The sequence below is a fragment of the Paraburkholderia terrae genome (assembly GCF_002902925.1).
GTDB classification, from domain to species: Bacteria; Pseudomonadota; Gammaproteobacteria; order Burkholderiales; family Burkholderiaceae; genus Paraburkholderia; species Paraburkholderia terrae.
On record NZ_CP026112.1, the window covers coordinates 2,141,691 to 2,155,502 of the forward strand.

Genomic DNA, 13,812 nt, shown 5'->3' on the forward strand with positions numbered 1-13,812 from the left:
CTAGCGTTCTGTCATGCCCTGTCAGGCGATCAGACAGCGATCAGTCGCCATACGGTATCCAGATGTTCTTGACTTGTGTTGCATGGCGCAGAAACGCCGGGCCTTCGCTCGATGTGTCAAACCAGTCGAACACGCGGCCATGATCGACGAACGTGCGCTTCAGGTTGCCAATCGACTCGCGTTCGGCAAGCGCCGAATCTTTCGCGGAGCCGAAGCACCACAGCGCATCGACATCGTCATGCTTCGCGAGCGCCGGCAACAGCGCGCCACGTTCGCCCGTCACGATGTTGAGCACGCCCGCGGGCACGTCCGACGTCTCCACAATCTGATAGAAGTCGGTCACTGTAAGCGGACTCGTCGAACTCGGCAAGGCAACGACTCGATTGCCCATCGCAAGCGCGGGCGCGATCAGCGAAATGAAAGACAGCAGCGGCGCTTCGTCCGGACACGCAATGCCGATCACGCCGAGCGGCTCGTTCATCGCGAGTGCGACGCCGCGCAGCGGCGGCGCATGCACCGCGCCGTCGAACTTGTCGGCCCACGCGGCATACGTGAAGAGCCGTGTCACCGATGCGTCCACTTCGCGGCGTGCTTGCGTCTCGCTGACACCCGTGCGTCGAACCAGTTGATGCACGAATTCATGCGCGCGCACCGCGAGATTTTCAGCGAGGTAATAGAGCACCTGCGCGCGGTTGTGCGCGGTAGCCTGCGACCACTTCTGCGCGCCACGCGCCGCCGCGACGGCATTGCGGATGTCCTTGCGATTGCCCTCGCCCACTTCGCCGACGAGCGCGCCATCGGCGCCATACACGGGCAGCGTGTAGCCGCTATCCGGCCGCGCCTGCTTGCCGCCAATGAACAGCTTCGCGGTGCGGTCGATCGCCAGCACATCGGCAGTTGGCTGAGCCTCATGCGCTTGCGCCGACACGTCCGTCACGCGATGCACCGGGCGACGCTCGCCGAGCGCGAGCCATGCCTTCGGCTTCACGTATTCGTAGATGCCTTCGCGGCCGCCTTCGCGTCCATAGCCCGACTCGCGATAGCCGCCAAAGCCGACCGCCGCGTCGAACAGATTCGTCGCATTGACCCACACGACGCCGCACGCGAGGCGCGGCGCGATATCGAGTGCCCGGCCAATCGTCTCGCTCCAGATGCTCGCGGCGAGTCCATAGCGCGTGTTGTTTGCGAGCGCGACGGCTTCATCGGGCGTGCGGAATGTCATCGTCACGAGCACGGGGCCGAAGATTTCTTCCTGCGCCAACGTCGAGGCGGGCGCGACGCCCGTGACGAGCGTCGGCGGATAGAAGCAGCCACCCGTGGGCACCGTCGTTTGCGTCGACTGATAGATCTCGCAGCCTTCCAGGCGGCCCGCTTCGACGAGCGAGTCGATGCGCTCCAGCTGCACCTTGTCGACGATCGCGCCGATATCGATGCTCTTGTCGAGCGACGGCCCGACGCGCAGCGTCGCCATGCGGCGCTTGAGCTTGTCGATGAAGCGCTCAGCGACGCCTTCCTGCACGAGCAGACGCGAGCCGGCGCAGCACACCTGACCCTGGTTGAACCAGATCGCGTCGACTACGCCTTCCACCGCGCCGTCGAGGTCAGCATCGTCGAACACGATGAACGGCGACTTGCCGCCCAACTCCAGCGTCAACGACTTGCCCGTGCCCGCCGTCGCCGCGCGGATCACGCGACCCACTTCCGTCGAGCCCGTGAATGCGATCTTGTCGACGCCAGCATGTTCAACGAGCGCGGCGCCCGTGCGTCCGTCGCCTGTGACGACATTCAGTACGCCCTTCGGCAAGCCCGCGCGCTGTGCGAGCTCGGCGAACAGCAATGCGGTGAGCGGCGTGTATTCAGCGGGCTTCAGCACGACGCAATTGCCCGTCGCAATGGCAGGCGCGATCTTCCACGCGAGCATCAGCAGTGGGAAATTCCACGGCACGATCTGGCCGATCACGCCGAGCGGCGCGAAGTCCTTGAACTCGCTGTCCTGCAGTTGCGCCCAGCCCGCGTGATGCAGAAAGTGCCTTGCTACAAGGGGTATATCGATGTCGCGCGTTTCGCGGATCGGCTTGCCGTTGTCGAGCGCTTCGAGCACGGCAAAGAGGCGGCTGTGCCGCTGCACCATCCGCGACAGCGCATACAGATGCCGCGCCCGTCCCGCGCCGCCCAGCGCGAGCCAACCCGGCTGCGCGGCGCGCGCGGCGGCGACGGCAGCATCGACGTCGGCTGCATCGCCTTGCGCGATATGTGCGAGCAGTTCGCCCGTCGCGGGTTCGTGTGATGCGAAACGTTCGCCCGCTGCGGGCGCACGCCATCCACCGTCGACGAAATGACCGAACGTCGCGTCATGCTGCGCGAGCCACGCACGCGCGGGCTGATCGTCCTCGGGTGCGGGACCGTACTCCATCGATGAAAAATACTCGGCTACGCTCATGGGATCGATCTGCTCAGGCAACAGGGTGACGGTTGAAGGCGGAATAACGGCCAGTCGCGTAATGCTCGAGCTGGCGTTCGATATCGGCGAGAAGACTGGATGCGCCGAAGCGGAACAGTTCGGGCTCGAGCCACGCGCGGCCCAGTTCTTCTTTCATCAGGATCTGATACAGCAGCGCCGTCTTCGCATTCGACACGCCGCCCGCCGGCTTGAAGCCGATCAGGATGCCCGTGCGCGCGTGGTATTCGCGGATCATGCGCGCCATCACGAGCGACACGTCGAGCGTCGCATTGACGCCCTCCTTGCCCGTCGACGTCTTGATGAAATCGGCGCCCGCCATCATGCAGATCATCGATGCGCGCGCAACGTTCGACAGCGTCTGGATATCGCCCGTCGCGAGAATCGCTTTCAGATGCGCTTCGCCGCACGCGGCGCGGAACTCGCGCACTTCGTCATAGAGGGCCTGCCAGTTGCCTGTCAGCACATATTCGCGCGTGACGACGATGTCGATTTCCTGCGCACCGTCGGCCACCGATGCCTCGATTTCCTTCAGCTTCAGCGGATGCGGAATCAGACCGGCGGGGAAGCCTGTCGATACGGCCGCAACGGGAATGCCGCTGCCGGCGAGTGCATCGACGGCGGCCGCGACGTAGCGGTGATACACGCACACGGCGCCCGTCGTAATGGTGTGTGGCGGCACGCCGAGCGCGGCGAGAATGTCGGCGCGCACCGGCTGTCTGGCCTTCGCGCACAGACGCCGCACGCGGCCTTCCGTGTCGTCACCGTTGAGCGTCGTGAGGTCGATGCAGGTCACGGCTTTCAACAGCCATGCGGCCTGCGCATCCTTCTTGACGGTGCGGCGCGTGCCGAGCGTCGCCGTGCGGCGTTCTACGGCCGACTGGTTGACGCGCAACCCGTCGAGCCACGCGAGATCGAAAGGCACACCCGGATTACGGGCGGGATGGATGTGGGCCGCGCGCCGCAGCGCGACAACCGACGAGGACTGGGTAGGAGCTTCAGGCATAGACATCCGCAAGTTTGTGCAATGCACCGCAACGGCTGATGGTTTATTTGCATGTATCGTACATCGCTTGAGAGGATTCTAACAAGCTTCGTTACGATCGTTTCCAGCGATCACGGACGCGGCTGACCTTGTGCGTATGGGCGGAAGGCTTGTCCGGCAAGGCTTTGGGCCTAGCCGACAGCGGACATTGGTGTTTTCACCAGGGTGTGATCGGAAGTGTCTGGGGGTATGCGCGATGTCACAACGGTTCTTCGCAAACAAATCCGTACTGCGCCCATCAAAACTCTGTTTTCACTACGGATTTGTTCACGGAGACCACGGCACGATGCCGTCTGGAACGCGAAATAGCTGAACCTTGCCGGCTCCGGCCACAAGTGGCCTATCGGCGTCTGAGAACGGTCATCGCCGCAACACGTCCTGCATATCAAACAGGCCGCTTTCCTGCTTCATCAGGAAGCGCGCGGCTCGCAACGCGCCATTGACATAGGGCAATCTGTTGAGCGTCTTGTGGGTGATTTCGATTCGCTCCCCTTCCCCGATGAACAGGACCGTGTGCTCTCCAACGATGTCGCCACCGCGAATTGAGGAGAACCCAATCGTCGAAGGGTCCCGTGCGCCAGTCATCCCCTCACGCGCGAACACTGCACAATCGGCCAGATTGCGGCCAAGCGCATCGGCGATGGTCTCGCCAATCGTCAGCGCGGTCCCCGACGGCGCGTCCACCTTGTGTCGATGGTGCGCTTCGACAACTTCAATGTCATAGCCTTTGGAGAAGTTCTTTGCGGCCAATTCGATAAGCTGAAGCGTCACATTGAGACTGACACTCGTACTGGACGCGAACACAATCGCGGTGCTCCTGGCTGTCTCTTCTATCAACCGCAATTGCTCGGCGTCGAAGCCCGTTGTTCCGATAACCATTTTCACCCCGTGCCGCTTCGCTGCCTCGAGATAAGCGAGCGTGCCTGACGGCCGGGTGAAATCGAGCAGGACATCAGATGACGAAAGTACGGTGTCGATATCGGCTGTGATTGCAACTCCCGTCGTCTTACCGATAAACGCGCCCGCGTCCTGACCCAAAGCGGAGCCACCGTCCTTGCTCAATGCGCCGACGAGTGTCGTATCATCCGCTGCCAACACCGCATCAATCAACATCCGGCCCATTCGGCCGGTTGCACCCGCTACCGCAATTCTCATCTGTTTCTCCGTGAAGCTCCATCAGGCAGGTCGGTCACGCGTATGGACGACACCGGCGAAGCGGCGACGTCGGGCAGTCTGCACGCACGATCGGTCAAACCCCCGATACTTTTCCGTTCAGCAGACCACGCGCCGCCAGATTGCCGTACAGGGCACGTACGCCGAACGTCCAGGGCGTGATTTCGTCGGAGCGCCGCACGATGTTGACCAACGCACCCAGCGAGGGCGCCGAGATAGTCACGACGTCACCAAGGTGATGGGTGAACCCCGCACCTTCCGCGTCCCGATCCTTGATTGGCGAAAACATCGTGCCGAGGAAAAGCATGAAGCCATCGGGATATTGATGGTGCGGACCATAGGTCTGGTTCACCAGATCGACCGGGTCGCGGCTAATCTCGCTCATATGACTGACGCCTTCGAGCACGAAACCGTCGTCGATGCCGTCAATCTTCAGCGACACACTTTCCTTCCGGACGGAATCAAGCGTGAAATGCTCGTCAAAGAGGCGAACGAACGGGCCAATGGAGCACGAAGCGTTGTTGTCCTTCGCCTTCCCGAGCAGCAATGCACTGCGACCCTCGATATCTCTCAGATTGACGTCGTTTCCGAGCGTCGCACCCACGATACGGCCGGCGCTGTTCACTGCAAGCACGATCTCCGGTTCCGGGTTATTCCAGACTGACGTTTTGTAGAGGCCGATATTCGCGCCAAGCCCCACTGCCGACATTGGCTGCGACTTCGAAAACACCTCTGCGTCCGGGCCGATGCCGACCTCCATGTACTGCGACCAGGCGCCCCGCCGCTCCATTTCAGCCTTCAATTTCTGCGCGCTTTCCGAGCCCGGTTTAATCCTGGAGAGGTCTGCACCAATCAGTGTGTTAATCGTCTCCCGGATTTCCAATGCTTTGCTTGCATCTCCGCCCGCCTGCTCCTCAATCACGCGCTCTAGCAAGCTAACCGCAAACGTCACGCCGCAGGCCTTGATGGCTTGAACATCGCAAGGCGCGAGCAACCTGAGTCCGGTCGCATTGGGGTCGAGACTCCTGGCTATCAGTGCGTCCACGCCGCCGAGTGACTCACCCGGCGCGTTGCGAGCAATCTCCAGTGCGTCCGCGCGGTCGAACAGGTCTGCCGTCGTGACAACGGCTTCTGTGATGTCGAAGACCTCATCGTTTCGAACGACTACGACTGACGGGCCGTTGTGCGGCGCTGGTCGCCATACGCGACCAATGAGTACCGCTCGCTCTGAATCTGCAGGAAGGTGTGAATGTGCCGAGGAAATAGCCATTTACGCTTATCGCCTATCAAGGAGAGGGAAGCGCAAATCCTATTGTTGCGGCGAGGGGGTGTCCATTATGTTGAAAATATGTCCAACTGGTTGGACAATTCATTTTCAAGTTTCCCGCGAATCTGGTTGCTATGGAAAAGGTCTACGAGGTACCGGCTCTGAAGCGAGCACAAGACATCCTCGACGTTCTATCTGGGGCGCGGGAGCCCGTGCGCGTGTCGGCGTTGCGCGAGGCAACCGGCCTGTCGCGCAGTACGCTCTATCTGCTGCTGGACTCACTGCAGCGACAGCATTGGATTGAAAAACACGGCGACGGCTACCTTATCGGCGTAAAGCTTTTCGAGTTAGGGAACGCGTATGTGCGGCACGACGGCTATCAGTCTGTGTTCCGTGCGTTGGCAGCTTCCTTCGTGGCCGCACATGACGAAGTGGTTCAGTTGGCGACGCTCGACGGAACCGACGTTGTCTACATCGCCCGAGAAGATTCGCGACGACCGGTGCGACTCGTATCGGACCTTGGCTCCCGGCTGCCGGCCCATTGCTCAGCGTTGGGAAAAGCGCTGCTTGCAACGCTCTCTGAGGCAGAGTTGATTGAACTGCTGCCGGAAAAGCTCACTGCAGTGACGCCAAAGACAGTCACGCGACGCGCTGTCCTGCTACGTGAGCTCGCAGTTGTCCGGGAAAATGGCCAGGCGAGCGAGTTCGAGGAGTCTGCCGCTGGACTGGCCTGTTTTGCTGCCTATGTCGGGCAGACGGCCTATGGGAAAAGACTTGCCGTCAGTACGAGCATCCCCATCGGTCGCATCGACCAGAAGCGAGAGAAGCGGATTCGCCTTGCTATAGCGAAGATGGCTTTGCAAATCGGCGCTCGCCTGGGAAATAGCTGACTCGCTTCAACCGCATGCCGATAGAGCAGTACTGCGCGAATTCTTGCGAGATCGATGTCGACCAGGCTCACTGGAAAGGCGCTGGCGAATGCCTGGCTAGTTATCTGGGATTGGACCGGGGCAGAGTCCACCAGTGATAGCGTCAACCCCTCAGGGCCACCGTCCGACGCGGTGACGCGCACGAACCTCGCATCACCAGTTCAGCGTCAACCGTCAATCTCCTGCGGGGCAGTTTCGGGTTATCCAAACGCTCCATCAGGAATCTCCCCGCCGCCTTCCCCAGTTGGTCATGGTTCCATCGAACCACAGTGAACGCAGGCGTCGCGAGAAGCGCCACGTCACTGTCCGCTCCGGCGACAACCGAAAGGTCTTGCGGTATCACGAGTCCACGTTCCCGCGTTGCCTGCATTACGCCAGGAAGCAATGATGTTCCGCCGGCAACGATAGCCGTAGGTGGTTTGTCGAGCTCCAGCAAATGCCTCGTCTCGGTATAGCCGGCGTCTCTGGCAAACGTCGCGTGCCGGATCAGTTCCGGCTCCAGCGTCAGGCCACGCTCTTTGAATGCATCGCCGAAACCCTTCAACCGGCTTTGCGTCGGATGCACTCCCGGTTCACCCGAAATGATTGCAATGCGGCGATGCCCCAGGTCGGCGAGGTGAAGCACCGCTTGCCGAACACCTGCGGCGTGATTCACGGAGACGGAATCAAGCTCGGCAGGCAACTCACGGTCCAGCAACACGATTGGAAATTGTGCTTCCCGCAGCATCGTCAGAAGCGCTGGGTCCTTCTCCGACGACGTGGCGATGACCAGCCCGTCAATCCGTCGCTGCTGGAAGCCGAGCAGCAGCTCTCGTTCACGCTTGAGGTCGTGGTAGCTCGACGCGACCATCAGCAAGAAGCCGAAACCTTCAATCTCCTTTTGCATCGAGTCGACGAACAAGCTGAGCACAGGGACGGTGAAGTCGCGCATGACGCATGCGAACGTCATCGACCTGTTGCTGCGCATGCTCTGGGCCACCATATTCGGCACATAACCCAGTTCGACGATGGCAGCCTTCACGCGCTTGCGTGTGTCCTCGCGCACGTTGGGATGCGCGTTGATTACCCGCGACACCGTGCCCAGACTGACGTCCGCCAGTTGCGCGACGTCCCGGATTGACGGCTTGCGTTCATCGTCAGGTGATGCGACGTCAGCTGCGGCCGAAGTTCGGCGTGTCATATTGCCTTTGGATTCGATACTCATTCTGTAGGCAAAGCCTGCATCAGGCCGTAAGCAAAACTACTGCGTACCGCCCTCGGTAAGCCCAGCTCTTGCAAGAGCTTCGACTGCGAAAACGGAACACCCGGGAGAGCCGACGCCCCGCACAGCCGGCCCCGCGTTCAGATCCAGCCTCGCCTCCTTACTGGGCGACGAGGATGTCGCACGCTGCCTTCCATTCAATGACGCGGTGGAAACGTTCCCAATTTTCCCTGCCCTGCCCACTTTGTCAAGCCGGGTGAACGGGTTCCCCTTCGAGACCTGCTTCCGCTGGTGCAGGGTCCTCTGCGGAGCATCACCAAAAAGCGACGGTACATCGCCAGGGAACGACCGCCTTGACAAAGACGCCCTTCGATCTATTATTGGAAACGTTTCATCTCAAACCAAACAACGTAGACGAGATAGCTTCTAGTCATACGTTAACTTTTGGAAACGTTTCATCAAATACATCTGCGAGATACCGTGACCTGCCTCAGAAGCGCTACTGGAGGAACATGCCCGCACACCGTGCGAACGGACGAATTGCGGAGCACAGCCAATCCTGGCAAGGGGATGTGCCATGGCTGAGGGACAAATGACGCGACCGCTCCCGCTGGATGGCATTTGCGTCGTGGAGATTGGACACAGCCTTGCGGCACCGTACGCGGGCATCATCTTCGCGCACCTCGGCGCCCGCGTCGTGAAGATCGAGAACGCAGCCCAGGGGGACTACGCCCGCGGATGGGGGCCGCCCTTCATCGACGGGGCCTCCGCGCTCTTTCATGCAATGAACCACGGCAAGGAAAGCATCAGCGCCGATTTCAGCGACCCGGCCTGCACCCAACTCATTCGAGAGTTCATCGTCGCCAATGCCGACGTGGTCCTGCAGAACCTGAAGCCCGGCAATCTCGACCGTTACGGCCTCGGGGCAAAGGACCTGACGGAACTATGTCCGTCGCTCGTCTATTGCAACCTCGGAGCCTTTGGCGCCACAGGTCCTTTGCGAAGCAAGCCCGGATACGACCCGTTGGTACAGGCCTACAGCGGGATGATGAGCATCGTGGGGCATGCCGACGACGCGCCCAGCCGCGTTCCCGTCTCGATCAATGACATGGGCACAGGCATGTGGGCCGTCATTGGCGTCCTCGCCGCGCTGCGGGGCAAAGACCGTGGCGACCGTGAGCGCGGCCAGGTCATCGACGTGTCGCTCTACGAGACCGCGCTGGCCTGGATGACGGTGCCCCTTTCGGATTGCCTTGCCGGCGGGCCCGAACCCGCCCGCATAGGGTCCGGTAGCCCGAACATCGTGCCCTATCAGGTATTCGACTGCTCAGATGGCGAAATCCTTGTCGCCGCAGGTAACGACACGCTCTATCGCCGCCTCTGCAATGTAATGGATCTGCCGTCACTGGCCGACGACCCACGGTTTGCGACCAATGGTGACCGCGTCTTGAACCGAAAGGCCCTGATTGCACTTCTCGAAGTCAGGTTCAAGCAGAAGACCGCTAGCGATTGGCTTGCGAATCTTGAAGCGGAATCGATTCCTTGCGGCCCCTTGCAGACGGTCGACCGCGTGGTCACGGACGAACAGACAGTGTCACTCGATATCCTTCGCGAGACACCCGATGGACGAACGAGGACCGTCGCGCTGCCCGTCTCCTTCGACGGCCAACGCCCGCCCTTGCCCGGCAATACACCCGGCCTTGGTGAACACAACCACTTGCTGACAAAACCGCCAGCGCGCGACCGCGAAGACGATCTTTTGCGACAGGAGTGCGATTAAGACGCGAATTGTATCCGTCGAGAATTCATTCCAAGTTTCACCCACACTTCCACTAAGCGTTCTCGGACGTTGGCCTCAATTGCCAGACGAATCGGGACAATCAGGAGACAGCAATTGAGCCAGACCTTTCTTGAACCGACTCCGACATCATCGGACGAACCGCCGACCGTCGCGGCCGTGAGCGCGGAGGAGCGCAGGCTTTACCTGCGCGTCGCGCTTCGCATCGTGCCGCTACTCTTCGTTTGCTATGTCGTCGCCTTTCTCGACCGCATCAACGTCGGGTTTGCGAAGTTGCAGATGCAGGACGCCCTTGGTTTCAGCGATGCTGTGTACGGCCTGGGCGCAGGGATCTTTTTCCTCTCGTACTGTCTGCTCGAGGTGCCAAGCGCCCTGCTTCTGAAGCGCATGGGAGCGAAGAAGACCATCGCTCGAATCATGATTTGCTGGGGGATCGTCGGGACCTTGACGGCGTTTGTCTCCAACGTGACCGAGTTCTACCTCGTCCGGTTACTGCTCGGCGTATTCGAGGCTGGCTTCTTTCCCGGCGTGATTTTCTATCTCAGCTCCTGGTTCCCTGAGAACAGGCGCGGCGTCATCATTTCATGCTTCATGGTCGGCTTTCCCGTTGCTGGCCTGGTCGGCGGCCCCATCTCCGGATGGGCGATGACAGCGCTTGCAAACGTTGCCAACATGGCGGGGTGGCAGTGGCTCTACATCGTGGAGGCGCTGCCTGCCGTCGCGCTTGGCATCCTTACGCTGTTCATCCTGGATGACAACATCGACAAAGCGAAATGGCTGACTGACGCAGAAAAGAACACCCTGCGGGAAGGGTTTCGAGCCGAAACGGAACGCAAACGCAAGAACAACCAGAACGGCCACGGAACGCTCGCGCAAGCGCTCGCGGACCCCAAGGTCTACATGCTTGCGTTCATCGACTTCGCCTTCGTTTGCGGAACCTATTCGGTCACGTTCTGGCTTCCTACCGTCATGAAGAGTTCGGGCATAACGAACCTCTCGCAACTTGGATGGCTGTCGGCCATTCCGTACGGTATTGGCGCCATAGGGATGGTCGTAATTAGCCGAAACTCGGACCGCACGCTCGAGCGGCGCTGGCATGCGACCATTGCCGGCGTCATCGGTGCGATAGCGCTTCTTCTTGTGTCGCAGTCGATGAGCTCAGCTGCGGTGACAATCGCTTTGCTGACCGTCGCGTGTGTCGGCATCTTCTCGATAAACGTGCTGATCTGGTCAATGGCTTCCGGCTATCTCCACGGCTCGCCTGCTGCAGCTGGAAGCATTGCGTTCGTGAACTGCATCGGTCTGCTTAGTGGATTCTGCAGCCCTTTCATCATCGGATGGCTGAAGACAATGACCGGGTCGCTCAATAGTGGCCTTTACGTGATGACCGCCGTCCTCTTTCTCGGAATCATCGTCATGTTCGTAGGGTTCAAGCCGAAAGCGACCCAACCAGCGTGAACGCCAGCGAGGTCCCATCGAAACGGTAATCAGCAGCAGCCAACTTCTTCCTTGAACGACCCGCCGGGTGTGCGGTCGACACGCCCATCCGGCATCAACAGTAAAGAAACTCATGCACAAAATCGCCATCCTCGACGACTTCCAGAACACCTCGATGAAGTTCGGAAACTGGGACAGCCTGCGCAAGCATGCCGACATCACCATCTTCACTGACCATATCGACAATGAGGATGCCCTGGTCGAACGGCTCCAACCGTACGACGTCCTGTGCGTGATGCGGGAACGAACCTGGTTCCCGAGGAGCGTACTGTCGAGGCTCAAGAACCTCAAAATGCTTGCAAGCACGGGCCCATGGAACGCCGCCATTGACATCGAAGCCGCGGACGAACTGGGTATCACCGTCTGCGGGACGGCATCGTCGCTGACGGCAGCGGCTGAACACACATGGGCACTCATTCTCGCGGCCGCACGTCATATCCCCGCCGAGGTCAGTTCGTTCAGAAATGGTGGATGGCAAGTCTCCGTCGGCAGAGACCTGAGCGGCAAGACCATCGGTCTGCTTGGTTTAGGCTACTCCGGCAGCGTGACAGCACGCGTCGCACAGGCCTTTGGTATGAAGGCAATCGCCTGGAGCCAGAACATGACAGCAGAATCCGCTGCCATGCATGGCGCTCAGTACGTATCAAAAGACGAATTGCTTGCGTCCAGTGACATCCTGTCAATCCACGTTCGACTGTCCGAACGTACGAGAGGTCTGATCGGCGCTCGCGAACTCTCCCTGATGCAGCCACATGCGTTACTTGTGAACACAGCACGTGGACCGATCGTGGACGAGGACGCATTGATTGCGGCTTTATCGCGCAAACAGATTGCTGGCGCCGCGCTGGACGTGTTTGATGTCGAACCGCTTCCGGTCACCCACCCGTTCCGGACGATGGATAACGTCATTGCGACGGCACACCTCGGCTATGTCACCGAGGGTTCGTATGAGTTCTACTATGGCGAATCCGTTGAAAACATTCGCGCCTGGATTAAGGGCGAGCCGATTCGTACGTTGACTGCAGCGAGACGCGAAATCAGTTACCAGACCATTACTTCGTAGTCGCGCGCTCGGCGTTCGAATGATCCGGGCGGCGACGAGGTCGTCGCCCGGATGGAACTTTGTTGTAGTCGCGCACGTATCGATTCCCGTTGCCTATCCGGCATATCGTGCCCGACCCGATGTTTTTTCCGGGATGCGGCGTTGCACTCATGGTCGGCGAAGCGCAATCCGCCAGACAGGACAACCAGCCGCCATGCGAACTCAGGAGGTTTCTTGAAGTGCGTCAGTGAGCAGATGGTTATGCTCACCGAGCTTCGGTGTGGACCCGGTATCGGCAGGCCGCTTTCCGCCAAACGATATGGGAAGCCCCACAAACGTCGCCGCGCCGTCCTCAGTCTTCTGCAGGATATCCAACGCTTTCGTCTGCTCATGGACGACGACCTGGTCGACAGTCTGAATCGGTCCGCAGGGAATCCCCACCTTGTCGAGGCGCTCAAGCCAATGTGCAGCCGTGTTCTTGTCGAACTCGTGCTGCAGAATCGCAATCAGCTCCACACGATTGCTGACTCGCGCTTCATTGGTAGCAAAGCGGCTGTCGTCCGCCAACTCGTTGACTGACAGAACCTCGCAGAGCCGACGAAAGAGCCGGTCGTTACCTGCTGCCACCATGATGGTCGAATCGGCGCACTCAAACGCCTGGTGCGGCACGATGGCTGCCGTGCCGGAACCCCACCGCCCCGGAAGCGCTCCACACGCAAGGTAGTCGGCAATCTGCATACCGCCCCACGAGAGCGCGGTTTCGTAAAGCGACACCGAAACGACTTCACCGACACCCGTGCTTTGCCTTCGGAACAGCGCGGATAGCACGCCAATCGCTGCCCACAGACCCGTGCCCATGTCGTTCACCGAGATGGGAATCCGGCTCAATGCCTCATCGGGTTGACCCATGAAACTCATCAGGCCGCTGAACGCCTGGGCGAGCGGGTCATATCCAGGCTTGTCGCGCAGCGGCCCGACCGTCCCGAAGGCGCCGAGATTGCAGTACACCAGCGACGGCTTGGCTTTCAACATCTGCTCGCCGCCAAGCCCGTACTTCTCGGTACCGCCTGCTTTCAGGTTCTGCAACACAACATCTGCGCGGCGCGCGATGAGGTCCCGCAACAGGTCCGCCTGCCGGAGGTCCGACAGCGACATTGCGATGCTCGATTTTCCGTGGTTCACCGCGTGAAAAAGTGCCGCAGCACCATCGATGAAAGGGGGACCCCAGTCTCTCGCATAGTCCCCGCCTTCCGCACTTTCAATCTTGATGACTTCCGCGCCAAGTGCCCGCAATACCATGCCGGCATAAGGTGCAGCGAGACTGTGTCCAATCTCGATAACGCAAACGCCATCGAGTGGAAGCTGCTTCGTCATTTCCATACTCCGTTTGTTTCCAGTCACC

10 protein-coding genes are annotated in these 13,812 nt (G+C 60.3%); 4 read left to right on the forward strand and 6 right to left on the reverse strand.

Annotated elements, in window-relative coordinates:
• Positions 1–40 precede the first annotated feature (40 nt).
• The 4 genes from C2L65_RS25875 to C2L65_RS25890 form a co-directional block, all read right to left on the reverse strand.
• Complete coding sequence (locus tag C2L65_RS25875; RefSeq protein ID WP_042306544.1) at positions 41–2,440, reverse strand: aldehyde dehydrogenase family protein; 2,400 nt, start codon at positions 2,438–2,440, stop codon at positions 41–43.
• Between the two features lie 13 nt (positions 2,441–2,453).
• Positions 2,454–3,464, reverse strand: a complete 1,011-nt coding sequence (gene deoC / locus C2L65_RS25880; protein ID WP_042306443.1) for a deoxyribose-phosphate aldolase — start codon at positions 3,462–3,464, stop codon at positions 2,454–2,456.
• Between the two features lie 399 nt (positions 3,465–3,863).
• A complete protein-coding gene (dapB, locus tag C2L65_RS25885) occupies positions 3,864–4,658 on the reverse strand; it encodes a 4-hydroxy-tetrahydrodipicolinate reductase (protein ID WP_042306444.1) in 795 nt (264 codons plus the stop codon).
• Positions 4,659–4,752: 94 nt separating this feature from the next.
• Entirely contained in the window at positions 4,753–5,946 is a 1,194-nt protein-coding gene (locus C2L65_RS25890) for a fumarylacetoacetate hydrolase family protein (RefSeq protein WP_081920849.1), read from the reverse strand.
• Between the two features lie 131 nt (positions 5,947–6,077).
• On the opposite strand from C2L65_RS25890, the gene C2L65_RS25895 reads away from it, so the two are divergent.
• The gene (locus tag C2L65_RS25895) at positions 6,078–6,833 is read left to right on the forward strand and encodes an IclR family transcriptional regulator (protein ID WP_042306446.1); all 756 of its coding nucleotides are present in this window, start codon (positions 6,078–6,080) and stop codon (positions 6,831–6,833) included.
• Between the two features lie 142 nt (positions 6,834–6,975).
• Here the strand turns inward: C2L65_RS25895 and C2L65_RS25900 are convergent, their stop codons facing one another.
• Positions 6,976–8,076: a LacI family DNA-binding transcriptional regulator gene (locus C2L65_RS25900; protein WP_233446542.1), complete on the reverse strand. Its 1,101-nt coding sequence runs from the start codon at positions 8,074–8,076 to the stop codon at positions 6,976–6,978.
• Positions 8,077–8,650: 574 nt separating this feature from the next.
• Here C2L65_RS25900 and C2L65_RS25905 point away from each other — a divergent pair.
• From C2L65_RS25905 to C2L65_RS25915, 3 genes are all read left to right on the forward strand, one after another.
• Positions 8,651–9,853, forward strand: a complete 1,203-nt coding sequence (locus tag C2L65_RS25905; RefSeq protein WP_042306448.1) for a CaiB/BaiF CoA transferase family protein — start codon at positions 8,651–8,653, stop codon at positions 9,851–9,853.
• A gap of 114 nt (positions 9,854–9,967) precedes the next feature.
• On the forward strand, positions 9,968–11,329 hold the full coding sequence (locus C2L65_RS25910) for an MFS transporter (protein WP_042306449.1): 1,362 nt from the start codon (positions 9,968–9,970) through the stop codon (positions 11,327–11,329).
• Positions 11,330–11,441: 112 nt separating this feature from the next.
• Complete coding sequence (locus C2L65_RS25915; protein ID WP_042306450.1) at positions 11,442–12,431, forward strand: D-2-hydroxyacid dehydrogenase family protein; 990 nt, start codon at positions 11,442–11,444, stop codon at positions 12,429–12,431.
• Between the two features lie 201 nt (positions 12,432–12,632).
• Here the strand turns inward: C2L65_RS25915 and C2L65_RS25920 are convergent, their stop codons facing one another.
• Complete coding sequence (locus tag C2L65_RS25920) at positions 12,633–13,790, reverse strand: CaiB/BaiF CoA transferase family protein (protein ID WP_081920851.1); 1,158 nt, start codon at positions 13,788–13,790, stop codon at positions 12,633–12,635.
• Positions 13,791–13,812 lie beyond the last annotated feature (22 nt).

Coding starts and splice junctions, on each gene's coding strand:
- C2L65_RS25875 (WP_042306544.1), bottom strand. CDS start 2,440: ATGAGCGTAGCCGAGTATTTTTCATCGATGGAGTACGGTCCCGCACCC.
- deoC (WP_042306443.1), bottom strand. CDS start 3,464: ATGCCTGAAGCTCCTACCCAGTCCTCGTCGGTTGTCGCGCTGCGGCGC.
- dapB (WP_042306444.1), bottom strand. CDS start 4,658: ATGAGAATTGCGGTAGCGGGTGCAACCGGCCGAATGGGCCGGATGTTG.
- C2L65_RS25890 (WP_081920849.1), bottom strand. CDS start 5,946: ATGGCTATTTCCTCGGCACATTCACACCTTCCTGCAGATTCAGAGCGA.
- C2L65_RS25895 (WP_042306446.1), top strand. CDS start 6,078: ATGGAAAAGGTCTACGAGGTACCGGCTCTGAAGCGAGCACAAGACATC.
- C2L65_RS25900 (WP_233446542.1), bottom strand. CDS start 8,076: ATGAGTATCGAATCCAAAGGCAATATGACACGCCGAACTTCGGCCGCA.
- C2L65_RS25905 (WP_042306448.1), top strand. CDS start 8,651: ATGGCTGAGGGACAAATGACGCGACCGCTCCCGCTGGATGGCATTTGC.
- C2L65_RS25915 (WP_042306450.1), top strand. CDS start 11,442: ATGCACAAAATCGCCATCCTCGACGACTTCCAGAACACCTCGATGAAG.
- C2L65_RS25920 (WP_081920851.1), bottom strand. CDS start 13,790: ATGGAAATGACGAAGCAGCTTCCACTCGATGGCGTTTGCGTTATCGAG.